The sequence below is a fragment of the Bradyrhizobium sp. GW821-FHT12B03 genome (assembly GCF_058807535.1).
On sequence record NZ_JBXAQU010000024.1, the window covers coordinates 105,243 to 129,717 of the forward strand.

Here is a 24,475-nt window from a genome sequence, read left to right on the forward strand (position 1 = left end):
GCAAGACGTGGATGCCCGGGTCAAGCCCGGGCATGACGGGGTGAGAGAGCAGCGCTCCGCTTACTCACAGCTTCGCGCGCTGCGCGATGCCGTCCCTGATCGACGCCAGCTCTTTCTCATCCCAGATGCCGATCAAAACGCCGCCCTTCACCTGGAGCTGATTGTCGGCATAGGCCGCGATCTTTTCGCGCGGCGTGGTGATGTGGTCGTTCGGATGCAGCGCCCAGTCGAACAGCTCGGCCTGGAGCCGTGCGATGATGCCGGCACACTCCGGATCGTCGCCGCGATCCAGAAACTCATCGGGATCGGTGTCGAGATCGTACAGCATCGGGCGGAAGCCGGAGGCGTGGATGTATTTCCAGCGGCCGTCGAACACCATGAACAGGCGGCAGCGCTCGATCGGCTGGTTCAGCTTCAGCCGCACGTCCTGCATGGCGTAGTCGTATTCGGAGAACGCCACCTTGCGCCATTCCGGCTTTTCGCCGCGCAGCAGCGGCAGCAATGAACGTCCCTCGAGGATATGGCCCGGCACCTTGCCGCCGAAATAATCGACGAAGGTCGGGGCAAGATCGATACCTTCCACCAGCGCATCGCTGCGCGTGCCGCGCGTCGCGTCGGCCTCCTGCGACGGGTCGATGATAACAAGCGGAATCTTCGCCGACTGCTCGTGGAACAGGTCCTTCTCGCCCATCCAGTGATCGCCGAGATAATCGCCGTGATCGGAGGTGAACACGATCATCGTCGTGTCCAGCAGGCCGCGCTCACCTAAGAATTTCATCAACACGCCCATCTGGTCGTCGATCTGGGTGATCAGGCCCATATAGGTCGGGATCACCTTCTCGCGGGCATCGTCGCGCGCCATGTTGCGGGAGTAGCGCATGTCCATATAGGCGCCGAACACCGGATGCGGATTCTGCCGCTCGCGCTCGGAGCGGATCACCGGGATCATGTCCTCGGTCGAATACATGCTGGCGTAGGGTTCGGGCGCAATGTACGGCCAGTGCGGCTTGATGTAGGACAGATGCAGGCACCACGGCTTCCCGTCGGTCTCGGCCTCGGCGATGAAATCCATCGCGCGCCGCGTCATGTAGGGCGTCTCGGAATGCTCCTCCGGCACCCGCGCGGCCTTGTCGGCGTGCACCAGCAGCCAGCCGTTCTGCAACGAGCCGTCATCGGCGGCGCCTGAATTGGCCCAATGCTCCCACGGGTTCGTGGCTTCAAAGCCGTGCTGGCGCAGATACTCGTCGTATTTCGGGCGCGGCCGTCCGGTCGGGTGCAGGCCGTCGTCGCGTTCATAGGGCTCGAAGCCGCATTCGGCGACATGCACGCCGATCATCGATTCCGGCGGGATGCCGAGCGCCTTCATGCCTTCGATGTCAGGCGCCATGTGGGTCTTGCCGACCAGCACGTTGCGTACGCCGATCTTCTTCAGGTGATCGCCGAGCGTGGGTTCGCCGACGCGGAGCGGCCAGCCGTTCCAGTGCGAGCCGTGCGAGCGCATGTAGCGCCCGGTGTAGAACGACATCCGCGAAGGCCCGCAGATCGGCGACTGCACATAGGCCTTGGTGAACAGTACGCCGCGCCTGGCCATGGCGTCGATGTTGGGCGTCTTCAGCGTGGGATGGCCGGTGCAGCCGAGATAATCATAGCGAAGCTGGTCGCACATGATCCAGAGAACATTCTTCGCGCGCGCCATGCGTCATCCCTGCCGTTTCTTGATTGTTCGATGCTGCGATATTGGAGCGGAGATGACAACCTGCTGGTAATGCGCGAGCCCGTTGCTGCACATTTCAGTGTCGTCCCGGCGAAGGCCGGGACCCATACTCCTCAGCAGAAGTTATGGCGCGAGCCGGCAATGACCAATCTTCGCTCAACCACGTTCGGTGGCTATGGGTCCCGGCCTTCGCCGGGACGACGTTGGGGAGCGTTCAAGCCGACCACGGCTCCGCCTCGGCTGTGCTCTTGGCCTTGCTGGACACCGGGGCCTCGCCGATCACGTCGACAAGGGCGCGCAGCGCTTCCTTCACGCCATCGCCGGTGATGCCTGAGAGCAGCAGCGGCGTCTTCTTGGCGGCGCGCTTGAGCCGGTCCTTCTGCTTCTTGAGCTCATCCGGCTCGACCGCGTCGATCTTGTTCAGCGCCACGATCTCGATCTTGTCGGTGAGCAGGCCGCCATAGGCATTGAGCTCGTTACGCACCGTCTTGTACGCCTTGCCGGCATGCTCGCAGGTCGCATCGACGAGATGCAGCAGCACGCGGCAGCGTTCGACATGGCCGAGGAAGCGGTCGCCGAGGCCCGCGCCTTCATGCGCGCCCTCGATGAGACCTGGAATGTCGGCCAGCACGAATTCGCGGCCGTCGGAATTCACGACGCCGAGCTGCGGATGCAGCGTGGTGAAGGGATAGTCGGCAATCTTCGGCTTGGCCGCGCTGACCTTGGACAGGAAGGTCGACTTGCCGGCATTGGGCAGGCCGACGAGGCCGGCGTCCGCGATCAGCTTCAGCCGCAGCCAGATCCAGCGCTCCTCGCCCACCTGGCCGGGATTGGCGTTGCGCGGCGCGCGGTTGGTCGACGACTTGAAATGGGCATTGCCGAAGCCGCCATTGCCGCCTTCGGCGAGCACGAACTTTTCGCCGACATCAGTGAAGTCGTGGATCAGCGTCTCGCGGTCCTCGTCGAAGATCTGCGTGCCAACAGGCACCTTCAGCACGATGTTCTTGCCGTTGGCGCCGTGACGGTCCGAGCCTGCGCCGTTCTCGCCCTTCTGGGCCTTGAAGTGCTGCTGGTAGCGGTAGTCGATCAGCGTGTTGAGCCCGTCGGCGACCTCGATGACGACATTGCCGCCACGGCCGCCATTGCCGCCGGAGGGGCCGCCGAATTCGATGAACTTCTCGCGGCGGAACGCCACGCAGCCGTTCCCGCCGTCACCGGAGCGGATATAGACCTTTGCTTCGTCAAGGAATTTCATGGGCCATAGGTAGGCCAGCCGGTCCCCTGCGGCAACCCGGATAGACCCGCAAATCGGCCGAATTTCTCTCGATTTCGCCCCTTGCTTAACCCGCGGGCCTTTTCCGGATCAGGAATTTCTGCAGGCCTTCCAGCACCAGCTCCTTGCGCTGGTTGAACACGGTGCTTTCGAGCGTGACCGTGCCGGTCGTCCGCCCCGGCACGAGCTCGGTGACCTCGAGCGCGGGATAGATGGTGTCGTCGGCGAACACGGGCTTGAGGAACCGGCTCGATTGCTCGAGGAAGCCGACCAGGGACTCCTCGACCATGAACGGAAACAGGCCGGCGCCGGGCGCGGTGTGGATCAGGGTCTGGAAGCCGTGGGCGAGCAGATGCGGCATGCCGCGGCTGCGGCAATATTCCACGTCGTAATGCACCGGATGGGTGTCGCCGCTCGCGGTCTGGAACGCCGCGAACACCGCCGAGGTCTGGGTGCGGCTCGGCAGCACGAAGCGCTCGCCGACGACGAAATCCTCAAACCAGCGTTGCGTGGGGATCATGCGGTGCCGGGCTGGATCGAAGTCGGTCATGTCAAAGCTCGCATTGTCGATGAGGCATCTATCGCTACCGCGGCGCGAAGAGTGCGACAATGCGTTCAATTCGTCGTTGGCGGGCTTGTCCGGCGCGCCGACACGATTAAAACGGCGCTCGATGCCCCTCTTCAAGAATCTCTCCGCCTATGACGACCGATCGGCGCGCCTGGCCGGCATCGGGCTCATGGTGCTGTCGATCTTCATGTTCTCGTTCGGCGACGCCATGGGCAAGTTCCTGGTCGGGACCTATTCGGTGGGGCAGCTGCTGTTCCTGCGCGCCTGCGCGGCGCTGTTGCTGCTGCTGCCGATCATGTGGCGGCATCGCCAGGATTTCGTTCGGCTCGAGCGGCCGTGGTTGCAGCTCGTCCGCGTCACGCTGTCGACGCTGGAGGTCGCCGCCTTCTTCATCGCGACGGTCTATCTGCCGCTCGCCGACGTCATCACCTATTATCTCGCCGGTCCCATCTTCGTCACCGCGATGTCGGCGGTCTTCCTGCGCGAGAAGGTCGGCTGGCGGCGCTGGACCGCGATCCTGATCGGCTTCTGCGGCGTCGTGATCGCGCTGCGGCCGTCGGCGCAGACCGTCAGCCTGCCGGCGCTGATCGCGCTCGGCGGCAGTCTTTCTTTCGCGGTCCTGATGCTGATCACGCGCAGCCTGCGCAAGACGCCCGACATCGTGATGGCGTCCTCGCAATTCGTCGGCACGTTCCTGCTGGGCGCGGTGCTGTCGGCGTTTCACTGGGTGTCGCCGACCCCGGGCAGCCTCGTGATCTTCGCACTGGCGGGATGCATCTCGGTGACCGCGCTGTTCTGCGTCAACCGTTCGCTCAAGCTCGCGCCGGCCAGCGTCGTCGTGCCCTACCAATATTCGATGATCGTCTGGGCCGTGATCTTCGGCTTCGTCGTGTTCGGCGACGTGCCGTCGATGGCAACGATCGTCGGCGCGGCCATCATCATCGGCGCCGGGTTCTATATTTATCTGCGTGAGCGGGATCTGGGGCGTGGAGCTGTGGACGTCAATCCGCCGGCGTAGCCACAGTGTCGTCCCGGCGAAGGCCGGGACCCATACCCCCAGGGAGCAGTTTGACGAAGACTCGGAGTGGGAGCCTTCGCAAAATTCGGTTTTGTGGTTATGGGTCCCGGCCTTCGCCGGGACGACAGTAGAGGATGACGCGCGGCCTTTGCCTACCTCACGCGCCTCGCGCTGCTCCAGCTCTTCAGCGACGCCCACACCCCGCGCGAGAGGCGGAAGCAGTCGACCGGCGTCGAGGAGCCGAGCGCCAGGAAGCGGTGCAGCTGGACGCCGCTCCACTGGAAGCCGCACTTTTCCAGCACCTTGCGCGAGGCCGGGTTGGTGACGCGCGCGCCGGCGTAGAGATGCTCGTCCTCGAACGCCTCGAAGAAGAAGTCGATCGCGCCGCGCGCGGCTTCGGTCGCAAAGCCCCGGCCCCAATGCTCGACGCCGAGCCAGTAGCCGAGCTCGGCATTTCCAGGCGTGGAGCAGTCGACGCCGACCATGCCGACCGGCCCGTTGTCGTGCTCGATCAGGAACACGGTCTCGCTGCCGATCGCCGCCGTGGCGCGGATGAATTCGACGGCGTCGTCCTGCGAATAGGGATGCGGCAGGCGCCGCGTGTTCTCGGCGACGCGGCGGTCGTTGGCGAGGAGGGCGATGGTCCTGACGTCGGCGAGGGTCGGCCGCCGCAAGGTCAGCCGTTCGGTGGCGACAACATCAGGTCTCGCCTCAGCCAAGGTCACGCTCGAGAAATCCTGCAACATGTCCGGCTCCGTGAAAGTCACTAAGTGAAAGTGAGCAAGTCAAAGAAAAGGGGAGGCCGGTTTCCCGCCTCCCCCTGGAGCCTTCGATCTCTGTGATCTCTGGACTCCGCCGGTTCGGTCAAGGACCCGGCGGACTCCAAATTGATCCACCGTCTATTCGGCCGCCTCTGCGAGCGGGAGCACCGATACGAAGGTGCGGCCATTGGCTTTGGCCTGGAACGTGACGCGACCCTCGATCTTGGCGAACAGAGTGTGGTCCGTGCCCATGCCGACATTAAGGCCGGGATGCCACGTGGTGCCGCGCTGACGTGCAATGATGTTGCCAGGAATGACAACTTCACCGCCGAACGCCTTGATGCCGAGGCGCTTGCCCTTTGAATCGCGACCGTTGCGCGATGAACCGCCTGCTTTTTTGTGAGCCATGGCTCGTCTCCGAAATCCTGAGTAGGTCTAGATCAATTCCTTGACGGAATCATTTCACAATTTCTCACGCATCAATTCTTGAATTGGCGCGATCAATTTATGCGGCGGCTTCTTCCTTGGCCTCGTCCTTGGCGACCTTCTCCCGCTTCGGACGCGGGCCCTTGGTGGGCTTGGCGCCATCCGTCAGGATCTCGGAGATACGGAGCACCGTGATCTCGTCGCGGTAGCCGCGCTTGCGGCGCGAATTCTTGCGGCGGCGCTTCTTGAACGCGATGACCTTGGGGCCGCGCTTGTGGTCGAGCACCTCGACCGCCACGGACGCACCGGCCACCGTCGGCAGGCCCAGGATCGGCGTGTCGCCGCCGACCACCAGAACCTCGTTCAGCTGCACGATCGTGCCGACTTCGCCTTCGATCTTGCCAACTTCCAGGACATCATCCGGAACGACGCGGTACTGCCGGCCGCCGGTTTTGATGACTGCGAACATCGTTGTTTTCCTTCGTGTTCAATCCCGGCCTCGCGACAATTTGTCGGGGCCGGCTTTTTGTCAGTCGCTACGGGTTTATGCGCGTTTTGTGCGGGCGGGAGTTATCCCTTTGAAAACCCACGCAAAAACAAGCGGCGCGAGAAACGCCCCGCGCCGGTTGTGGGACTTATAGCCGCCGGACGCCGGGAGTCAAGGAAAACTGCCGGAAAAGGCCCGGATTTGAAGGATTTGGCGCCTTCCAGGAGCGGGTCAAGGTCAGGGCAAATCCGCGGCCGGCTTTGCAACCAACGGGTTCCCGCGCCGTTGTCTTGCGGATTTCGCAAGCGGGCAAGGGCACAATGGCAACGGACGAACTGGTCGCGACGACAGGCATCGCGCAGCACGGCGCGGGCCGGCTGCCGTCGGTCGACGTCGACAGCTTCAATATCGAGATCAAGGACGAGGACGGGTTCCTCGGCGACCGCGCCAGCAAGGGCGCGTTCCGCGACATTCTCGAGCGCTGGCGCAAGCCGCTGCGCAAGAGCGGCGAGGATCCGTTCGGCAAGGAGCCGTCGGATGAGATCAGCAAGAAGACGCTGGACGCCATCCTGATCGGCGACGACACCGAGGCCTGGGCGGTGGTGCATAGCGCCATCGAGGATTTCGCCCAGGAGCTCGCCTACGTCACCCGCCGCTTCCTCAAGACCAAGGCCTGGGCCAGGACCGAGCGCATCGTGGTCGGCGGCGGTTTTCGCGATTCCCGGCTCGGCGAGCTCGCGATCGCGCGCACCGAGATCATCCTGAAATCCGAGGATTTCAAGATCGACATGATGCCGATCCGGCATCATCCCGACGAAGCCGGCCTGATCGGCGCGCTGCATCTGGCGCCGTCATGGATCTTCGAGGCCCATGACAGCATCCTCGCCGTCGACATCGGCGGCACCAACATCCGCTGCGGCCTGGTCGAGACGAGCTGGAAGAAGGCAAAGGACCTGTCGAAGGCCAAGGTGGTGACATCCGAGCTGTGGCGTCATGCCGACGACGAGCCGACGCGCGAAGGCGCGGTGAAGCGTCTCACCAAAATGCTCAAGGGCCTGATCACCGAGGCGGAGAAGGAAGGCTTCAAGCTCGCGCCCTTCATCGGCATCGCCTGTCCCGGCGTGATCGACGCGGACGGCGGAATCGAGAAGGGCGCGCAGAACCTGCCGGGCAATTGGGAGAGCAGCAAGTTCAACCTGCCGGCGAGCCTGATCGAGGGCATTCCGGAGATCGGCGGGCACGACACCGCGATCCTGATGCACAATGACGGCGTGGTTCAGGGCCTCTCCGAGGTGCCGTTCATGCAGGACGTCGAGCGCTGGGGCGTGCTCACCATCGGCACCGGCCTCGGCAATGCCCGCTTCACCAACCGCCGCAAGGACAGCGGCAAGGACAAAGATAACGGAAAAGACGGGGATTCCACGGGCAACGGGAAGAAAAAGGGTAAGTCCGACAAGGAGTAACCTTGACTGGTTAGGTTAAGGAACGGATTGCGTTGCGGCGCACAGGGCGCACGCTACGGTCGAATCGTCGCCTCACCTGGCCGGCGAAGCCGCCCTTCCTGGTCAGTTTTCAATGAGCGGCACGGGACCGCCAGTGTTTACCGCGTCTGGCGGTCCCACCCCATTCTTGGGGCGGGCCATCGATATGACAGCTGGGCTGTTGCAGGAGCTCGGCCTGCATGGTTCGAGACGACCGCTTTGGCGGGCTCCTCACCATGAGGGTCTAAAATCTCGCCGCAAAACGCGACCTCATCCTGAGGGCCCGCCGCAGGCGGGCGTCTCGAAGGATAGCCACAGGCACGCTTTCCGCTACGTTCCTCTTCATCTGCGATAGACTTGGGTATTGGGGAGTTCAGCTCCAGCCGATCCGCGCAAAGAACGCCGCGATCTCTGCGGCCGCGTGATCCGGATCTTCCCGATGCGGGAAGTGGCCGACGCCGGGAAACATCTTGAGATCCAGCGCGCTGAAGGTCTCGCCGAGACGATCGGTCCACGCATAGGGAAACAGCGGGTCGTGCTCGGCCCAGCGCACGCAGGTCGGCACATCGATCGGCGGAAGTGGCGGCGCCTCGCCCTTCATCATCGCGATACGACCGGCATGCGCCGCGCGATAATACGCAAAGCCGCCGGCGAGATTGCCGTCCTTGAAAAAGTTGTCGGCGAAGGCGTCGAGCACGTCGTCGAACGCGTCCTTGCGATGCGCCCAGTCTTTCAGGAAGTGGCTGAGATAGAGTCGGCAGCTCTCGCGGCTGGCCCCGACCAGCGAAGGCGCCATCTCCATCTGGTGGAAGGACTGGTACCAGATGTGGTTGAGCCGATCAGGGGCCGCCATGCGCGGCCCGATCCCGGGATAGACGAAATCGAACAAGAACAGCCCCGCGAGCCGCTCCGGCGCCCGCCGCGCCAGAGGCTGCATCACGGCGCCCCCGACGTCATGGCCGACCACGCCGAATCGCTCGATGCCGAGCGCCTCCATCAGCGCCAGCATGTCCGCGGCATGGCCGTCCGCCCCAAAAAGCCCGTCCGGCTTTTCGCTGTCGCCAAAGCCGCGCAGATCGGGTGCGATCAGCATGAACCGGTCGGCCAGCCGCGCCATCACCGGCTCCCAGGTCAGCCAGAATTCCGGCCAACCATGCAGCAAAAGCAGCGGTTTGCCCTGGCCAGCGCGGACCAGGTGGACATCGGCGCCATTGGCCGGGATCGTCAGGTGCTCCATCGCGGTTCCTCCCGGCGGCAAGCGTTTTCAAGCGAACTGGACCCCAATGCGCCCAGGAAAACGCGTCAAAGTAAGAATTGAGCTGGTGCGGGGCTGAAACAGGCGGCGGATTTTCCCCTTTCGCGCCTTGTCTGGCCAGCCATCCTCGCCTATTAACGCCCCCAACCACAGGGGCCCTGCCTCTAATATGGCGCCTTCAGGAGAGGTGGCAGAGTGGTTGAATGCACCGCACTCGAAATGCGGCATAGGTGCAAGCCTATCGGGGGTTCGAATCCCTCCCTCTCCGCCATATCTATGCCAATCCACGATAAGACCGCCCCGGTCTCGCGCTCGTCGTTTACTCGGAGCGAGGAGAAGCGGGAGAAGGCGATTTACACGACCTTGAGACCAAGATGCTCCTCCATCGGTGCAAAATCGCGGTCATCGTGCAGCAGCGTGTGGCGATGTTCGATGCAAAACGTGCCGATGATGATGTCGGCTGTCTTCCGGATCGTGATGCCCAGTTCTCTCAGCTTGCGGTAATTCCGGGCGGCGCGGAGGGCCAGATCGGCATCCAGCAGGGGCACGATCGCGTATTGGCGCAATCCGCGTTCAATCCGCGTGGCATGGGCGTCGTCCCGGGCGCCCTGAAGGATTTCGAGCAGGATGAGATCACCGATCAGGAGCGGCTCCCGTGCAACGGCGTCCTCCAGCTTGTCGGTCGCCGGCGTGCGAAGCCCGCGCAGGTGCGCAATCCAGACTGAGCTATCGACGAGAATCACGGCCGGCGCGGTGGGCGGCCCTGACGCATCTCGCCGAGATCGCCCTCCCAGCCCAATCCCTTGAGGTCCGTCAGCGCCTTCGTCTGTTTGCGCAGCCGGACCAGCAGCCGCAAGCCCTCCTCGACCGTGGCGCGCTTGGTCGCCAGGCCCGTCGCCGTCATGGCTTGGGACAACAACTCATCATCGATTTCAATGTTGGTCCGCATCGTAGCTGGCCCGATTGACTGATGTGTATAGATTGATCACTTTATACACACTCCGGCGCCGGTGCAACACGGGTCCAGATCAGGGATTCCGGCCAGCCTGCGGATCAATGGGAGGCTGTGGCGTAAACAGAGTACCCATCTTCATCGGGCTTCATCGGGCGTGGCCCGCCATCCTCGCCTGTTGACGCCCCTGACCACGGGGGGGCCTGCCCCTCACATGGTGCCTTCAGGAGGCAGAGTGGTCGAACGCACCGCACTCGAAATGCGGCATAGGTGCAAGCCTATCGGAGGTTCGAATCCCTCCCCCTCCGCCATTGTCCGCCGATTTCCCTTGGTGGCCCGATATTCCCGCCGACTGCAGCACGACACCAAGCGGCATAGTGAACCGCCGTTTCCACGCTATGTCTGTCTGAAACGGGCACCGCCCGCGTCATTCCGGCTGTGGATCGGCGCTGCTATCGGTGACGGCATCAATCAGCGTCTCGTAAGATGACGGACCCGGGATCGCGAGCCCGTGTGCCCGATCGAAGGTGCCGAGCGTCTTGCTCCAATATTTCGCGGCGAGCGTCAGATAGTGGACGTCCGGGGCAAATGCCTCGCTGGTCGGACGACGATGATGCCGGTGTAGTGGATTGCCACACTCACTAAGATCGTAACGTGCAACATGGTGCCACACAGAATGCGCGCAGGCGCTGAACGGTGTGTAGACGTAGTTGTAGAAATCAATGCAACCCGCTTCCTCGGCCATCTGACGAACTGACAGGCTCGACCATTTTCCGAGGTCGACGTCGAGCAACCAGCCGATCCGCTGGCTGTCGATCCATCTCTCGCCAGCTTCCAGCAGGGCTACTTCCTGCGGCGTCGGCTCGCGTGCGCCGATCTGCGCGCGGCGATGCTCAAGTTCGAGCTTGGCCTGGCCCAATCCGAACAAAATGAACTTGCGACAGCGCTCGACCGGATCGAGCAGCAGCCACGTCATGTTGATGTAGGCGTCGGCCATCGCGCGCAACAAGATCGGCGCACTGTGACCGGTCCAAAGCATTGGCGCGCGCGCAACGTCTTTGGTGAGCGTCGCCTCGCGCGCGAGCATACCGCCGATCACCTCATGGACGTGGATCTGCGCGAAGTCAGGCGGCCATGCGTTCAGGCGCGCCGCGAGCTCGCGGTCAACGTCCGCACAATAGCTCTCGATAAGCGGCCAGAGTTCGGTGCCTTTTTCATCCTCGCTATCCGTCGACATTTCCGTCATCTCAATTCTCGCACGGTTCGAGTTCTAGGCCCCGGTTCCAGAAGGCGATCGGCCAGCCGGTCCCTGACGCCATCAGATCGAACTCTCCGAACATCTGGTTGAGCGTTGCCCGGATCGAAGCGGCTATCCGCTGTGACTGGTCGGTTTTGGGATAATCCTCGATCCGGGGGAAGTCGGCGAGTGCGAGGCCCGCCGAGACCTTGAGCCGCTCGGCGTCGAATGCGAGCCAAGTCGCCGTTGCCTGGACCATGATAGCGCTCTTCGACGCGCGATCGAACAGCTCCCCGACCAGTTTCTTGAGCGCGCCGAGGTCTTGTGACCAAGGTGGTTCGGTGACCGCGGAGACCAGTTCGCGCATCGGATGTTCAGGATAGTGCGCATGGAGCGGCGCGAGCGGTACGCACAGATCGTCCCGATAGGGTTGGTCTTTCACGATGCCCGCAAGTACGCCGTCCGGCAGAGTCGAGAACTTGCCGGCCGCCGCCCAAATCGTGCGGTTGCGCATCGGATCGCTCGCTCGCACGTCACGCGTGAAGGCGGTGATGATCTCGACGCCGCGACGCGGACCCCAAGCCTTTTGCACAAGCGCAATCCACAGCAGCTCCGGGATCATTATGTTGATCCACGACACTTCGCGCATCGGCCCGAACGCATCGTTGAACGGCGTCACCAGCTTCGATTTGACGCGCTTGTGATCGCCAAGCACCGGCGTGCGCTTGCCCTCGCTCATAGCCACTCCCTCACATCATCATAGCGTTCACTTCCGATTCTGACGAGAGCCGTCGTTCGGCGACAGCGTCCGTCCCTTACGTTGCAGCAGCGGCACTGGGCGTGGGATGGCCGGACCTACCAGCGGCTCTGCGATCAGCCTCGGAAACTGGTCGGCGGGCAGCACCGTTGCAGGGAGGATGGCGAGGCCGAGGCCCGGTGCGGTCATCGCGAGCGCGGTGTTGATCAACGTCACTTTATAAGTTGGATTGAGGTGCTTGCCTTGCATGCCCAGCGCCTGATCGATCTGCATGCAGATTCGCGTCTCGCGACGCATCGTCGTTGCTGTCGAGCAAGACCGAGGCCCGATCGCGTCCGCTCAAATGACTTAGGCGTTACGGCGACAGTGCACCGAATGATGCGGGGCGGCCGACCGTGAGCGCGACTGAGCGGGCGTGCGATGCGCACCACGATCAATCCTCTTCTCCGCCGCCCCCAAACGGATTCAGCATCTTCGCCCCCAGCCCCGCGACATCACGATCGTTGCGCGTCACCAGCGTCAAATCGTGCGTCAACGCGGTTGCCGCGAGCAGGCCATCGATGACCGGGACGGCCCTGATGGCGCTGATGCGCCCCCACTGATCGGACACGGCGTTGTCGACGCCGAGCACGCGTCCATCGAACGCGGCTTCGACGTCGCGCAGCCAGCGTTCGAGCGCCGCCGCCTTGCCCGCATCCCGCGCGCGAGCGAGCTCGATGCCCTTTCGTATCTCGCCAAGCACGAGCGTGCTCAGGAAGATATCCGCATCGGCAATTGACGCATACCAGGCGGACAATTGGACGTCGCAACGCGCGCCCTTGCGGAGTTCGGAAATGATGTTGGTGTCGATCAAATAGCTCACAGGTCGACGTCGCGGCCGGGATCAGGGCTGCGATCGAGCTCGATCCCGTCCAGCGGCGCGGACGCGAGCAGCGCCTTCAGGCTGACATGGGACGGCTCGACAAAGCGTTGCCGAAGCAGCGCGCGCGCATCCGCCTGGCGCGCGGGATCGGACAAGGCCGAAGCCACAAGGCGAACCAGACTCACATCTTCCTTGCGGACGCTGACCTCGACCCGCACGAAGCCCTGGCGCTCCCGACGTGCGCGGTGGCTGGCGACGGGGGATTTTGATTTGCCGGTCATTGCGCATCCATGTTTCCGGAAAGATTACCGGAAATCGCGACGAAGGCAAGCGGCGCTAGGTGGCAATAGGGCGGCTTCGGCGTGGATTTGGACCCATCATCGCGCCGAGTGCGTCGCCCCTGCGTAAGTCATTGATCTTACAGCGGTCGCCTACTGTGCATGGGGTTGTTTTCGACATTTGTGTTGTTGGGGCCCGAGCTACTGCGCACCAATCCCCGCGCTCTCGATCACCCGCTTGGTGCGTGCGGTCTCCTCGACGATGAACGGGATCATCTCGGCCGGCCCCTTGTCGGCGATCGACACCTGGCCGTTGGTGGCGAGGTCGGCGACGATGCCGGGGTCGGCGAGCACCGCGGCCAGCGCCTCGGAGAGCTTGCCCACGATTCTCGGGTCGGTCCCGGCGGGGACCGCGACCCAGGTCGAGCCGACGCTGACGGCGTCGGGGTAGCCGGCCTCGAGCACCGTCGGCGCGTCGGGCAGCGCGGCCAGCCGCGCTGAGCCGGTGGTGCCGAGCACCTTGACCTTGCCGGTGTCGATCAGCGGCCTCAGCACGGCGAGGTAGTCGAACGAGACGTCCAGAATGCCCGACATCATGTCGGTCATCTGGCTCGAGCCCGACTTGTAGGGCACATGGGTCAGCTTGATGTGGGCTGCCGCCTGGAACATCTCGCCGGCGAGGTGCTGGGCGGTGCCGGGGCCGGGGGAGCCGAAATTGACCTTGCCCGGGTTGGCCTTTGCGTAGGCGACGAACTCGGCCAGCGTGTTGTAGGGCGCTGACGCCGTCGCGACGAGGATCTGGTTCGCCGAGCTCACGCCGCGGACGTGCACATAGCTCTTGAGCGGGTCGTAGTTGAGCTTCGTCAGCCCGAGGTTCGGCTGGATCGTCATCGGCCCGCCGGAGGCGTAGAGCACGGTGTAGCCGTCGCCCTGGGCCCGGGCCACGAACTCCGTCCCGATGGTCCCGCCGGCGCCGGGCCGGTTCTCCACCACCACGGGCTGCCCGAGCCGCGTCCGCAGCAGCTCCGCGATCTTGCGCGAGACGAGGTCGGTGACGCCGCCGGCTCCGAACGGCACCACCCAGGTGATCGCGCGGTTCGGCCAAGTGTCCGCGGCGGTCTGGGCCCCCGCAGCGCCCGCCTGCAGAGCCAGCGTCGTCGCGGCGACGAGACACAGCAGCGCTCTCGTCAGCGTTCTTCCGGGGCGACCGCTCAGGCCGCCGCGCGGCCGCGCCAGCAATTCCATGGATGCAAGTCCTCCCCCGTTGCCGCGTGGCCGTTGATGGCCATGTTGACCGAAGGCTACAGACTTGGGTTTCGTCCAACCATGGGCGCAGTCCGAGCATCTCTTTTGCAAAACATGAAAAGATCGCTCGGCGCGCTAGTTTCTCGATCCGGCCTTCACGCGACGCCGGCCGGCTTCTCCAGATCAGCCCAGATCTTCGCAAAGTAATCCTGGAATTGCGGGTCGGTGCGCAATGCCGCCGGATCGCGCTCCGCGCGCGGCAGATCGATCACGTGCCACGCGCGCACGGTGGCCGGCCGTGCGCTCAGCACCAGCACGCGGTCGGCCATCGCGATGGCTTCGCCGATGTCGTGGGTGACGAGGATGGCGCTCTTGCCGCGCTCGGCGATGATGCGGGAGACGTCGGCCTGCATCAGGAGGCGGGTCTGGAAGTCGAGCGCCGAGAACGGCTCGTCGAGCAGGATCACCTCGGGGTCGAAGGCGAGCGTGCGCATGATGGCGACGCGCTGGCGCATGCCGCCGGAGAGCGCGGCCGGTTTGGCGTGCTCGAAGCCGGCGAGGCCGTAAGCCTTGATCAGCTCGAGCGCGATCTCCCGCGCACGCGGCTTTGGGACTTTTCGGATCTCCAGCCCGAGCATGACGTTGTCGAGCACGCTGCGCCACGGCAGCAGCAGATCCTTTTGCAGCATGTAGCCGACATGGCCGGCGGCATCGTCGACGCGGCGTCCCGCCACCTCGACATGGCCGCGGGTCGGCCGCAGCAGGCCGGCAATGGCGTTGAACAGCGTGGACTTGCCGCAGCCGGAGGGACCGACGATCGCCAGCGTCTCGCCGCGGCGGAGCTCGAAATCCACCTTGCGGATCGCCTCGACGGGACGGCCACCGCCATCGAAGGTGACGCCGACATTCTCGGCGCGCAGCACGATCGGCGCGGCCTCAGTGAAGTTCTGCGCGAGCGCGTTCATCGGTCCACCGCCTTCAGGAAGTCGAGCAGCGTGTCGTTGAAGATTTTTGGCGTGACCACGCTGAAGGCGTGCGCGCCCCAATCGACCTCGTGCACCCGCGCGCCGGGAATGACGCTGGCGAGCTCGCGGGTCAGATAGGCCGGCACCAGCGCGTCGTCCTTTGCGGAGGACAGCAGCGTCGGCACGTTGATCTCCTTGAGGCGCCGGCCGCCCGCGAATGCCAGGAACATGTCGATACGCTCATTCATCGTCGCGACCGACGGGAAGTGTTTTAAGATGCGCTCCTCCTCCGCGTCGAGATGCGCGATGTTCTCCGAGATCCATTGCGGCGGATAGAGGAACAGCGGCTGCGCCCGCACATAGGCTTGCGGGCCGGACTGGTTGAGCAGCGCCTTGCGAATCTCGAAGCAGCGCCGCAGGAACGGATCGGCGCGGCCCCAGCCGTTGACCACAGTGAGGCTGCGCAGGCGCCTGGGGTGACGCAGCGCCAGCTCGATGCCGACGATGCCGCCGATGGCGTGACCGACGACATGCGCGGCATCCACGTTCGCATGGTCGAGCACGCCAGCGATGTCGTCGGCCATGCCGGCGATGCTGCGGCTGCCAGCTTCGCTGCGGCCGGTGCCGACGTGATCGTAGAGAATGACCTGGTGGCGCGCGGCGAGCGCGTCGAGTTGCGGGGCCCAGAACGAGCCGCTGCCGCCCATGCCGGCCGAGAGCAGAACCGGCGTGCCGCGCCCGTGAACCTCGTAGTAGATCTCGGCATCCTTGCCGCGTGCAAAAGCCATGACGTCCCAGCGATTGGAGTGTTGTGTTTCGGATCAGGAGAGCAGGCGCCGCTCGATCAGATCGATCGCGCCATACATCAGCAGCGCCACCACCATCAGCGTTGCGATGCCGACCCAGACCGCGTTGAGGTCGTAGAGCACGCCGGCGTAGTAGATCATGTAGCCGAGGCCCTCCTTGGAGGCGATGTACTCGCCGACCACGGCGCCGATCAGCGCGAAGCCGACATTGAGCCGGAACGCCGCGACGATCCACGGCATCGCGCCGGGCACGATGACGGTGCGCCAGGTCTTGACGCGGCTGGCGCCGAGCGAGCGCAGCAGCTTGACCAGATCGGAATCGACCTCCTTGGCGCCCTGCAGCGCGGTGATGACCGCGACGATGAAGGTGATGATCGCCGCGATCGCGATCTTCGAGGACAGGCCGATGCCGAACCAGACGATGATCAGCGGCGCCAGCGCGATCTTCGGCAATCCGTTGAGCGCGACGAGATAGGGCCGCAGCACCGCGGCGCCCGTCGGCACCAGCCACAGTGCGAGCCCGGCGGCACTGCCGAGCACCGTTCCGATCAGGAAGCCGGCGATGGCTTCCCATGCGGTGAGCGCCGCGTCGCGGAGCAGCTCGCCGCTGCCGATCAGCTTGGCACCCTTTGCGATGATGCCGCTCGGCTGGCCGTAGAGATAAACCGCGATCAGCCCGAAGCGGATCGCAAGCTCCCACGCCGCGAGCAGCGCTGCCAGCAGCGCGATCTGCAGCAGCGCGATGCGCAGCGCCGGCGGCAGCTTGAACCGCGCGCCCGTCACCGCGGCCTGGCCGGCGTCGAGCACGGCCACCTCACGGTCTCTTGTGCGCGATCGAGGCGATCTCGACGAGGCAGGCGGGCTTCACCAGGCCGCATTGGATGCAGTAGCGCGCCGGCTTCTCGCCCGGAAAATACTCGGCATAGACCTTGTTGACCGCGGCATAGTTGGCCCAGTCGGTGATGAAGATCGAATTGAAGGTGACGTCGGCAAGGCTCGATCCCGCCGTCTCCAGCACGCGCTTGATGGTCTCGAGGATGTGCCGGGTCTGGCCGGCGGCGTCGCCCTTGTGGACGACATCGTTGTTGGCATCGAAGGCCAGCGTGCCCGACACGTAGATCACGTTGTCGGCCATCATCCCCGGCGAGAACGGAGCGATGGGCGCGGTGGTGCCCGGCGGAATGATGGCGCGGTCGGTCATAGCGAGTCCTCTTTTGCTGGAACGGCTTCGGTCTGGGCAAAGGCGCGGCGGAAGTCGTTCGCACTGGAGACCCAGCCGAAGAATGTCTCGATGTTGAAGACCGAGGCCTTCTGGATGTAGTCGGGCCCGGCCTGGTGCGTCGCGTCCTCCAGCATCACGCCGAAATATTCCAGATGGAAACCGTCGCGCAGCGTCGATTCCACGCAGACATTGGTGGCGATGCCGCAGAACACGAGATTGCGGATGCCGCGGGCGCGCAAAATGCTGTCGAACTGGCTGTTGAAGAAGCCGCTGTAGCGCGTCTTGGGCACGACGATGTCGCCGGGCTTCGGCTGCAACTCGTCGACCAGCGCGTAGTCCCAGCCGCCCTTGGCGAGCAGCTTGCCTTGCAGCTCGGGCCGCTTGCGCATCGTCTTCAATGCGTTCGACTTGTGCCAGTTCGGCGAGCCCGGCCCGCCGGCCTCGACATAGTCGGCGTCCCAGCCGTTCTGGAAGAAGATCACGGGAACGCCAGCGCCGCGCGCGACCGTGAGCACGTCCTGGATGGCCGTGATCGCGGCCTTGGCGCCGGAAATGTCGAAGCCGGCAAGATCAAGATATCCATTCGGCGAGGCATAGGCGTTCTGCATATCGACGACGACAACCGCAGTCTCGTCGACCGCGAGCCGTAGCGGCTCGGGCCGCGCCGGCAGCGTGACATAGCGCTGTTCGCGCGCGGGAGAGGTATTCACTGTCATCACACGAGACCAAACTGCCTGGTCGCCTGTTCGGCAAAGCGGTTGTCGACCATCTGCGCATAGGGAAGCGCGGACTGCACCGCGCCGCCGCCCTGTTCGAGCTGCATCGCGCGGTCCCATTCGTCCACAGAGATGGTCGGGTTGCGCGGGATCGCTGTCTTCGAGCCGAAGAAGTTTTTCGTCGCGCTGGCGACGACCGACGGCGTGACCTTCGGGAAATATTTTTCCGCGACCTCGGTGAAGACGGCATTGTTCTCGTGCATCAGCTTCTGCGCCTCGGCGATGGCGTTGCAGAAGCCCTGCACGGCGGCGGGATTGCTCGCGATGGTCTCTTCCGTCGCCATCGCGGTGGTGAAGCAGAGCGATCCCAGCACGTCGGCAAAGGACAGCACGGGGACGAGACCGAATTGTTCGGCTGCGATGCTGACGTCCCATTCGAAGGCGGTCGCGATATCGGCGCGGCCGTCCTTCACCGCGGCAGCCTGCGCGCCCGGCGGCAGCTCGAGGAAGGTGACGCCGGCCTCCTTCGGATCGAACTTGCCGATGGTCTTGATCGCGTAGGTCGGCACCTGGATCGTCGAAGACGGGAATTTCAACGTGGCGATGGTCTTGCCGCGCAGATCCTCGATCGTCCTGATCTTGCTGTCGGGCCTGGCAATGCCCCACATCGACACGCCGCCGACGATCTTGGCGATGTTCTTGATCTTGCCGCCCTCGCGCACCGCGTTGACCGACATGCCCGGGCTGGTCACGCCGATCTGGCCGCGCCCCGAGAGCAGGATCGGCACCGGCAGCGCGATGCCGCCGGCGGTGGAGAGGTCGGCGTCGAGGCCGTGCTTGGCGAACAGTCTCTTATCGGCCGCCACATAAAGCGAGTTGTACATGCCGAGCCGCAGCGCCTCGGCGATCGCCACCTTGCTGCCGGCCGCGAAGCTGGGGGTGCTGAGGCCGGCCAAGGGCGCCGTGGCGGCTCCGAGGAGAGAATATTTCACGAGGTCGCGTCTGTTGATCACGTCCCAGTCCTTTGACTTGAGAGAACAACGAGTTAGCTCGCCGTCTGCCCAATTGATGGTCATTCCCGGTCTTCGCCCAAAATCCTTGCATTGGAGATTTTCATTAACAATCAGGAATAGAGAGATATATTTATAAGCTATGCTGATAGACCGACTCGACCTGAAACAGCTCCGTGCTTTCGTCCGTGTCGTCGAGACCGGAAGCTTCAGCGCCGCGGCGCGCGCGCTCGGCATGTCGCAATCCGCCGTCAGCCAGGCGGTGCGGCAGCTCGAGGAAAACTTGCGGGTGCGACTGCTCGATCGCACCACGCGAAAGCTCCAGCTCAGCAAGGTCGGCGCGGACTTCATGCCGGGCATCCAGCGCCTGCTCGCCGACCTCGATCGCCAGCTGCAGGATCTCCGCGATTTGCGCGAGCATCGCCGTGGTCACGTCACGGTGGCCTGCGTGCCTTCGGTGGCGCTGCGGCTGATGCCGCGCGTGCTCGCCGCGTTCCAGCGCGAGCATCCGATGGTCGCGGTGACGCTGAAGGAGATTTCACGGCACCAGATCTTCGCCGCGCTGCGCGGCGGCGATGTCGATCTCGGCATTGCCAATGTCCCCGGCGACGATCCCGAACTCGACGCCTCGCGCCTGCTCGTCGACAACTTTGCCCTCGTGATGCGGCGCGATCATCCGCTCAGCGCGCGTGACGCGGTCAGCTGGGCGGAAGCCTCGAAAGCCGGTCTCGTGGTGATGGCATCAGGCACCGGCATCCGGCTCGAGATCGAGCGCAGTGTCGCCGAGCTCGGTCAGGGCATGCCGATCCACGAAGCCGAGCATCCCGCAACGCTACTGGCGCTGGTCGAAGCCGGCGTCGGCGTTGCGCCTTTGCCGAGTCTCGCCTGGCCGGAAGCCGATCACCCCGTGCTCACCTGGCGCAAGCTGGTCGAGCCCGTGATTGAGCGCGAGCTCTATCTGATCTGGCGCATCGGCCGCGATCTCTCGCCGGCCGCGCGCGCACTTCAGCGCGGCATCCTCGCGGGCGCGCAGGCGATCCGCGAACGGAGCCTTGCCGGTTGATCGCGCAGCCACCGACAGGCCGGTGCGTAGTGACCGGTTGAACCTGCTAACGTAGCGGCCCGACCAACAGCATCCCGCCGGCCGGCAGGGAGCGAGGTGTTTCACGACGATGTTCGACAAGACCTACCGGCAGCGGCTCGAAGCTGATCTTTCGCAATGGGAAGCCGACGGCGTGATCGCGCCGGCGGCGGCCGCCTCCATCCGGAATGCGCTTCCCCCGCTCTCGCCCGGCATCAACATCGCCGTGGTCGTCGCCATCGTCGGCGGCCTGCTGATTGCGGCTGCATTCCTCGCTTTCGTCGCGGCGCACTGGACGGAGATCGCGCGGCTGATGCGGTTCGCGATCCTGATCGCCGGCATGGCCGTCGCCGGTGGCCTCGGAGCCTGGTTCGCGGCGACGGGCCGCACCGTTCTCGCCGATCTCTGCGCCAGCATCGGCGCGATCATCTTTGGCGCCGGCATCGCGCTGGTCGGCCAGATGTATCATCTGGGCGATGACTTTGCCGGCGGCATGCTGCTGTGGTCGATCGGCGCGTTTGCCGCGGCCGTGCTGACCGGCTCGCGCGGCGCGCTCGCGGTCGGCCTCGTGGCCGCCTGCATCTGGACCTGCATGCGCGTCTATGACGCGCCGGATGTCCTGCATCTTCCGTTCGTATTGGTCTGGCTCGTCGCCGCCGCTCTTGCGTTCGCGTGGAATTCCCGCGCCGCCGCCCACCTCGTTGCGATCGCCGTGCTGCCATGGTGGATCGCAACATCGCTGCGCTTCGAATTCGATGGGGCCCAGCCGTCATTCGTGCTCGCGAACGGCGCGGCCCTGCTGTTTGGCGCCGGGCTCGCGATTGCGGCTGCGCCGTCGCCGCGGGCGCTGCGGCTCGGGAGCGTCCTGTCGATTTACGGCGCGTTTTCGCTGGCCGTCGTCGCCTTCCTGGAGGTGACGACGGTTGACGACATCATCCGCTTCCGGACCGGCACTGCGTCAGCCCAGCCGATTTGGGCGATCCTGTGCGGGGCTGCGGGTGTGGTCCTCGCTCTCGCCTCCGCCGGCATCACCAGCCGCGCAGGCGAAATCCTTGCAGCCTGCGCGATCGGGCTCGTCCTGATCGCGGCGCCGCTCTGGCCGGCATCCGCGGCCGGCGAGCCATGGTTCGCCTATGCCGCGCTGCTCTGCGCCATGCTCTGCCTCGTCGTCTCCGGCATGCTGGATGACGTGCGTCCGCGCATCGTTGCCGGCTGGCTCGGGATCGCCGGGGTCATCGCAGGGATCACCTGGGCAGTGAAGGGCTCGCTGCTGCGCCGCTCGGCCTTCCTTGCCGCGGCCGGCATCATCGCCGTCGTATTTGCGACCGCGCTCAATCGCGCATTGCCGAGGGCTGCGCGATGACCGAGATGATCGCATCCGTCACAAAGCTCTGGCAGCGCATCCCGAAAGCCGTGCTGTTCGGCACCGCCATCCTGATCCAATGCGTACTGCTGGTCCTGATGGTCGCCGATCGCATGCAGATCCTGCGCGAGGGCCGTGAGGTGACCTTGCAGACGCAGCCGGTCGATCCCCGCGATCTCCTGCGCGGCGATTATGTCGTGCTTCGCTACGACATCTCGCAACTGGCCGCCGGCGCGCTTGCCGGCAAGCCGGCCGCCGAGCGCAATCCCGTTGTGTTCGTCAAGCTGGCGCCAAATGCCAACGGGCTTTACGAGGCCGTCTCGGTGTCCGCCGAGCCTGTCACCGTCACCGCGCCCGAAGTGCTAATCCGCGGCCGCGTCAGCTATTCCTGCGGTTCGACCAGCCGCACCTTCTGCGACAAGCTGACGATCAAATACGGGCTCGAAAGCTATTTCGTGCCCGAAGGCGAGGGCAGGAAGCTCGAGCAGGCCCGCAACCAGCAAAAGTTGCGGGTCGTCGCGGCCGTGCTGCCCTCCGGCCGCGCCGCCATCAAGCGACTGCTGCTCGACGGCGAGCCGGTCTATGAGGAGCCGTTGTACTAGCCCTCGATCGGTTTCGTCTTCAACGCCCGCCGCAGCACGTCCCACACCTCGGGATCGTTCATGTGCGCCACGTTGAAGCGCATGAAGTTCTGCGCCGTCTGCGATGCGCTGAACACATTGCCCGGCGCCAGTACGACATCCTCTTCGAGCGCGGCGCGGGCGACTGCCGTCGCATCCTGTTCGTCCGGGAGACGGCACCACAGGAAGAAGCCGCCGCGTGGCATCAGCCAGGGCTCGATGCCCAGCGCCTGGAGCTTGCGTGACATTTCGCGCCGCGCGCGCGTGAGTCTCTGTCTGAGCTCGTCCATGTGCTTGCGATAGCTGCCGCCGGCCAAAATCCTGGTGATGATGTCGGTCGCGACCGGGCTCGGGCCACCAAAGCTGGTCGCGACCTGGAGATCGACGAGATGCTCGATCCAGTCGGCTCGCCCTGCGATGTAGCCTGAGCGCACCGAGGCCGACAGCGTCTTGGAGAAGCTGCCGATGCGGATCACACGATTCAATCCATCGAGCGCGGACAGGCGCGGCGAGCGTTCCGGCTCGAAGTCGCCAAAGATGTCGTCCTCGATGATGGTCAGGTCGTGCGCGGCGGCCGCGGTCAACAGCCGGTGCGCGGTCTGGAGCGAGATCGTGGCGCCGGTCGGATTGTGCAGCGCTGAATTGGTGATGTAGAGCCGCGGCCGCTCGCTGGCGAGCATCTGCTCGAAGCGCGCGATATCCGGCCCCGACGCCGTGTAGGGCACGCCCACGATCTTCGCCTGATGGGCGCGCAGCAATGCGCGAAAGTTGAAGTAGCAGGGGTCGTCGACCAGCACGGTGTCGCCGGGGCGAAGCAGGAAACGGCAGACGAGGTCGGTGGCCTGTGTGCCCGAGCCCGTCAGCATCAATTGGTCGACCGACGCCTCGATCGCGTCTTCCGCAAGGCGCGTCAGCAGCAGCCGGCGCAGCGCGAGAGAGCCGGAGGTCGAACCGTAATCGGTCAATACCCTCGTGTCGGTGCGCGCAAGCGCGCGGGCGGCGCGGCGCAAGGCCGCTTCCGGCATCCACTCCGGCGGCAGCCAGCCGCAACCGGGCTTGAGCACGCTTTGGTCGGCATCGAGCGATTGCCTGGAGACCCAGAACGGGTCGACGGCACGGTCGCGACGTGGTCCGACCTCGGTCAACGCGAGCGGCGACGTGACGGTCGGCGAGACATAAAAGCCGGAGCCGCGGCGGGGACGGATCAGGCCTTCGGCGGCAAGGCGGTCGTAGGCCTCGACGACGGTAGAGGGCGAAACGCCCATCGTTGCAGCAAGGTTGCGGATCGACGGCAGGCGCTCGCCGGCGCCGAGCGCGCGGCCCGCGACCTTGGCGCGGATCGCGTTCATCACGTCAACGGTCCGGGTGCCGCCCCGGCCCCTCGTCAGCGCGTCGCCGTCCAATGTGTACTGCCTTCCATACCCATACAGTTTGGCCGGATTGTACTGGATTGTGACTGTTCTTGCTACTTGGCAAGGCCGAGTATCGCCGCCCAAGGGAGCGAGGCGGACATGCAAGCGGCGGGCAGCGGCTGGGGCAACGGGCTTCTCGGCGTCATCATCTTCAGCGGCTCGCTGCCGGCGACGCGCGTGGCGGTCGCCGGCTTCTCCGCGCTGTTTCTGACCTCCGCGCGAGCCATCATCGCCGCGCTGATCGGAGCGGCCGTGCTCGGCCTGCTGCGCCAGGCACGGCCAGAGCGCAAAGACCTGGTCTCGCTCACCATCGTCTCCATTGGCGTGGTGGTCGGCTTCCCCCTGCTGACCGCGCTCGCGCTCCAGCACATCACCTCCGCGCATTCGATCGTCTTCATCGGCCTGTTGCCGCTGTCGACCGCGATCTTCGCCGTGCTGCGCGGCGGCGAGCGGCCGCGGCCGCTGTTCTGGCTGTTCGCGATCCTCGGCAGTGCCACGGTGGCCGGCTTTGCCTTCTCCAATGACGGCTCGGCGTCACTCGCCGGCGATTTGCTGATGGTCGCCGCGATCGTGCTGTGCGGGCTCGGCTATGCCGAAGGCGCCGCGTTGTCGCGCCGCCTTGGCGGCTGGCAGGTGATCTCCTGGGCGCTGCTGCTTGCGGTGCCGCTGATGGTGCCGGTCGCGATCTGGAGCTGGCCGTCGACATGGAGCGGCATCGCCACGCCGGCGTGGATCGGGCTCGCCTACGTCTCCATCTTCAGCATGTTCATCGGCTTCATCTTCTGGTACCGGGGCCTTGCGATCGGCGGCATCGCGCGCGTCGGTCAGTTGCAGCAGCTCCAGCCGTTCTTCGGTCTCGCGCTCGCCGGCTTCCTGCTGCACGAGCCGGTCGCCTGGAGCATGATCGCCGCGACCGCGCTCGTTGTCGTCTGCGTCTTCTTCGCGCGGCGGTTTGCCTGAGGCTGC

28 protein-coding genes and 2 tRNA genes are annotated in these 24,475 nt (G+C 65.0%); 8 read left to right on the top strand and 22 right to left on the bottom strand.

Annotated elements, in window-relative coordinates:
* Nucleotides 1-64: 64 nt before the first annotated feature.
* The 3 genes from AC1RUR_RS33600 to AC1RUR_RS33610 all read right to left on the bottom strand — a co-directional run bounded on the left by AC1RUR_RS33600 (nt 65) and on the right by AC1RUR_RS33610 (nt 3,537).
* The gene (locus AC1RUR_RS33600; protein WP_492852078.1) at nt 65-1,696 is read right to left on the bottom strand and encodes an alkaline phosphatase family protein; all 1,632 of its coding nucleotides are present in this window, start codon (nt 1,694-1,696) and stop codon (nt 65-67) included.
* A 232-nt stretch (nt 1,697-1,928) separates the two neighbouring features.
* Nucleotides 1,929-2,969: a GTPase ObgE gene (gene obgE, locus AC1RUR_RS33605; RefSeq protein ID WP_492852080.1), complete on the bottom strand. Its 1,041-nt coding sequence runs from the start codon at nt 2,967-2,969 to the stop codon at nt 1,929-1,931.
* An 85-nt stretch (nt 2,970-3,054) separates the two neighbouring features.
* Nucleotides 3,055-3,537 carry a MaoC family dehydratase gene (locus tag AC1RUR_RS33610; RefSeq protein ID WP_492852082.1) on the bottom strand — a complete coding sequence of 161 codons (483 nt, stop codon included), beginning with the start codon at nt 3,535-3,537 and terminating at the stop codon, nt 3,055-3,057.
* 121 nt (nt 3,538-3,658) lie between these two features.
* Here AC1RUR_RS33610 and AC1RUR_RS33615 point away from each other — a divergent pair, with 121 nt between their 5' ends.
* On the top strand, nt 3,659-4,573 hold the full coding sequence (locus AC1RUR_RS33615; RefSeq protein WP_492852083.1) for a DMT family transporter: 915 nt from the start codon (nt 3,659-3,661) through the stop codon (nt 4,571-4,573).
* 152 nt (nt 4,574-4,725) lie between these two features.
* On the opposite strand, the gene AC1RUR_RS33620 is transcribed toward AC1RUR_RS33615, so the two are convergent.
* From AC1RUR_RS33620 to rplU, 3 genes are all read right to left on the bottom strand, one after another.
* The gene (locus AC1RUR_RS33620) at nt 4,726-5,319 is read right to left on the bottom strand and encodes a GNAT family N-acetyltransferase (RefSeq protein ID WP_492852085.1); all 594 of its coding nucleotides are present in this window, start codon (nt 5,317-5,319) and stop codon (nt 4,726-4,728) included.
* A gap of 153 nt (nt 5,320-5,472) precedes the next feature.
* Nucleotides 5,473-5,742, bottom strand: coding sequence for a 50S ribosomal protein L27 (gene rpmA / locus AC1RUR_RS33625; protein WP_008137923.1), 270 nt, complete (start codon nt 5,740-5,742; stop codon nt 5,473-5,475).
* 97 nt (nt 5,743-5,839) lie between these two features.
* Nucleotides 5,840-6,229, bottom strand: a complete 390-nt coding sequence (gene rplU / locus AC1RUR_RS33630; protein ID WP_492852087.1) for a 50S ribosomal protein L21 — start codon at nt 6,227-6,229, stop codon at nt 5,840-5,842.
* Between the two features lie 338 nt (nt 6,230-6,567).
* Here rplU and AC1RUR_RS33635 point away from each other — a divergent pair, with 338 nt between their 5' ends.
* The gene (locus AC1RUR_RS33635) at nt 6,568-7,710 is read left to right on the top strand and encodes an ROK family protein (protein WP_492852089.1); all 1,143 of its coding nucleotides are present in this window, start codon (nt 6,568-6,570) and stop codon (nt 7,708-7,710) included.
* A 391-nt stretch (nt 7,711-8,101) separates the two neighbouring features.
* Here the strand turns inward: AC1RUR_RS33635 and AC1RUR_RS33640 are convergent, their stop codons facing one another.
* Nucleotides 8,102-8,965, bottom strand: a complete 864-nt coding sequence (locus AC1RUR_RS33640) for an alpha/beta fold hydrolase (RefSeq protein WP_492852091.1) — start codon at nt 8,963-8,965, stop codon at nt 8,102-8,104.
* A gap of 199 nt (nt 8,966-9,164) precedes the next feature.
* On the opposite strand from AC1RUR_RS33640, the gene AC1RUR_RS33645 reads away from it, so the two are divergent.
* Nucleotides 9,165-9,254 (top strand) — tRNA-Ser (locus AC1RUR_RS33645).
* An 82-nt stretch (nt 9,255-9,336) separates the two neighbouring features.
* On the opposite strand, the gene vapC is transcribed toward AC1RUR_RS33645, so the two are convergent.
* Nucleotides 9,337-9,726, bottom strand: coding sequence for a type II toxin-antitoxin system VapC family toxin (gene vapC, locus AC1RUR_RS33650; RefSeq protein WP_492852093.1), 390 nt, complete (start codon nt 9,724-9,726; stop codon nt 9,337-9,339).
* Nucleotides 9,723-9,932 carry a type II toxin-antitoxin system VapB family antitoxin gene (locus AC1RUR_RS33655; RefSeq protein WP_492852095.1) on the bottom strand — a complete coding sequence of 70 codons (210 nt, stop codon included), beginning with the start codon at nt 9,930-9,932 and terminating at the stop codon, nt 9,723-9,725. Before AC1RUR_RS33655 ends, vapC begins: the two co-directional genes overlap by 4 nt.
* A 229-nt stretch (nt 9,933-10,161) precedes the next feature.
* Between AC1RUR_RS33655 and AC1RUR_RS33660 the strand changes: the two genes are divergently transcribed.
* Nucleotides 10,162-10,246, top strand: a tRNA-Ser gene (locus tag AC1RUR_RS33660).
* 116 nt (nt 10,247-10,362) lie between these two features.
* Here AC1RUR_RS33660 and AC1RUR_RS33665 read toward each other — a convergent pair.
* The 12 genes from AC1RUR_RS33665 to AC1RUR_RS33720 form a co-directional block, all read right to left on the bottom strand.
* Complete coding sequence (locus AC1RUR_RS33665) at nt 10,363-11,181, bottom strand: DUF5677 domain-containing protein (RefSeq protein WP_492852097.1); 819 nt, start codon at nt 11,179-11,181, stop codon at nt 10,363-10,365.
* Nucleotide 11,182: 1 nt separating this feature from the next.
* Nucleotides 11,183-11,911, bottom strand: coding sequence for a hypothetical protein (locus AC1RUR_RS33670; protein WP_492852099.1), 729 nt, complete (start codon nt 11,909-11,911; stop codon nt 11,183-11,185).
* Between the two features lie 27 nt (nt 11,912-11,938).
* A complete protein-coding gene (locus AC1RUR_RS33675; protein ID WP_492852101.1) occupies nt 11,939-12,226 on the bottom strand; it encodes a LysR substrate-binding domain-containing protein in 288 nt (95 codons plus the stop codon).
* 136 nt (nt 12,227-12,362) lie between these two features.
* Complete coding sequence (locus AC1RUR_RS33680; protein ID WP_492852103.1) at nt 12,363-12,791, bottom strand: type II toxin-antitoxin system VapC family toxin; 429 nt, start codon at nt 12,789-12,791, stop codon at nt 12,363-12,365.
* Nucleotides 12,788-13,072: a hypothetical protein gene (locus tag AC1RUR_RS33685; protein ID WP_492852105.1), complete on the bottom strand. Its 285-nt coding sequence runs from the start codon at nt 13,070-13,072 to the stop codon at nt 12,788-12,790. The genes AC1RUR_RS33680 and AC1RUR_RS33685 overlap by 4 nt, the downstream gene beginning before the upstream one ends.
* A 198-nt stretch (nt 13,073-13,270) precedes the next feature.
* Complete coding sequence (locus tag AC1RUR_RS33690; protein ID WP_492852107.1) at nt 13,271-14,314, bottom strand: Bug family tripartite tricarboxylate transporter substrate binding protein; 1,044 nt, start codon at nt 14,312-14,314, stop codon at nt 13,271-13,273.
* Between the two features lie 155 nt (nt 14,315-14,469).
* A complete protein-coding gene (locus AC1RUR_RS33695; protein ID WP_492852109.1) occupies nt 14,470-15,279 on the bottom strand; it encodes an ABC transporter ATP-binding protein in 810 nt (269 codons plus the stop codon).
* Complete coding sequence (gene rutD, locus AC1RUR_RS33700; protein WP_492852111.1) at nt 15,276-16,067, bottom strand: pyrimidine utilization protein D; 792 nt, start codon at nt 16,065-16,067, stop codon at nt 15,276-15,278. The genes AC1RUR_RS33695 and rutD overlap by 4 nt, the downstream gene beginning before the upstream one ends.
* A gap of 33 nt (nt 16,068-16,100) precedes the next feature.
* Entirely contained in the window at nt 16,101-16,898 is a 798-nt protein-coding gene (locus tag AC1RUR_RS33705) for an ABC transporter permease (protein ID WP_492852113.1), read from the bottom strand.
* Nucleotide 16,899: 1 nt separating this feature from the next.
* Nucleotides 16,900-17,286: a pyrimidine utilization protein C gene (gene rutC, locus AC1RUR_RS33710; protein WP_492852115.1), complete on the bottom strand. Its 387-nt coding sequence runs from the start codon at nt 17,284-17,286 to the stop codon at nt 16,900-16,902.
* On the bottom strand, nt 17,283-18,023 hold the full coding sequence (gene rutB / locus AC1RUR_RS33715; RefSeq protein ID WP_492852117.1) for a pyrimidine utilization protein B: 741 nt from the start codon (nt 18,021-18,023) through the stop codon (nt 17,283-17,285). Before rutB ends, rutC begins: the two co-directional genes overlap by 4 nt.
* A complete protein-coding gene (locus AC1RUR_RS33720; protein ID WP_492852119.1) occupies nt 18,023-19,036 on the bottom strand; it encodes an ABC transporter substrate-binding protein in 1,014 nt (337 codons plus the stop codon). Before AC1RUR_RS33720 ends, rutB begins: the two co-directional genes overlap by 1 nt.
* Nucleotides 19,037-19,175: 139 nt before the next feature.
* On the opposite strand from AC1RUR_RS33720, the gene AC1RUR_RS33725 reads away from it, so the two are divergent.
* From AC1RUR_RS33725 to AC1RUR_RS33735, 3 genes are all read left to right on the top strand, one after another.
* On the top strand, nt 19,176-20,096 hold the full coding sequence (locus AC1RUR_RS33725; protein ID WP_492852121.1) for a LysR family transcriptional regulator: 921 nt from the start codon (nt 19,176-19,178) through the stop codon (nt 20,094-20,096).
* A 109-nt stretch (nt 20,097-20,205) separates the two neighbouring features.
* The gene (locus AC1RUR_RS33730) at nt 20,206-21,477 is read left to right on the top strand and encodes a DUF2157 domain-containing protein (RefSeq protein WP_492852123.1); all 1,272 of its coding nucleotides are present in this window, start codon (nt 20,206-20,208) and stop codon (nt 21,475-21,477) included.
* Complete coding sequence (locus AC1RUR_RS33735; protein ID WP_492852125.1) at nt 21,474-22,079, top strand: GDYXXLXY domain-containing protein; 606 nt, start codon at nt 21,474-21,476, stop codon at nt 22,077-22,079. Before AC1RUR_RS33730 ends, AC1RUR_RS33735 begins: the two co-directional genes overlap by 4 nt.
* On the opposite strand, the gene AC1RUR_RS33740 is transcribed toward AC1RUR_RS33735, so the two are convergent.
* A complete protein-coding gene (locus AC1RUR_RS33740; protein ID WP_492852153.1) occupies nt 22,076-23,446 on the bottom strand; it encodes an aminotransferase-like domain-containing protein in 1,371 nt (456 codons plus the stop codon). The two genes, AC1RUR_RS33735 and AC1RUR_RS33740, sit on opposite strands and share 4 nt — an antisense overlap.
* A 162-nt stretch (nt 23,447-23,608) precedes the next feature.
* Here AC1RUR_RS33740 and AC1RUR_RS33745 point away from each other — a divergent pair, with 162 nt between their 5' ends.
* Nucleotides 23,609-24,469 carry a DMT family transporter gene (locus AC1RUR_RS33745; protein ID WP_492852127.1) on the top strand — a complete coding sequence of 287 codons (861 nt, stop codon included), beginning with the start codon at nt 23,609-23,611 and terminating at the stop codon, nt 24,467-24,469.
* Nucleotides 24,470-24,475 lie beyond the last annotated feature (6 nt).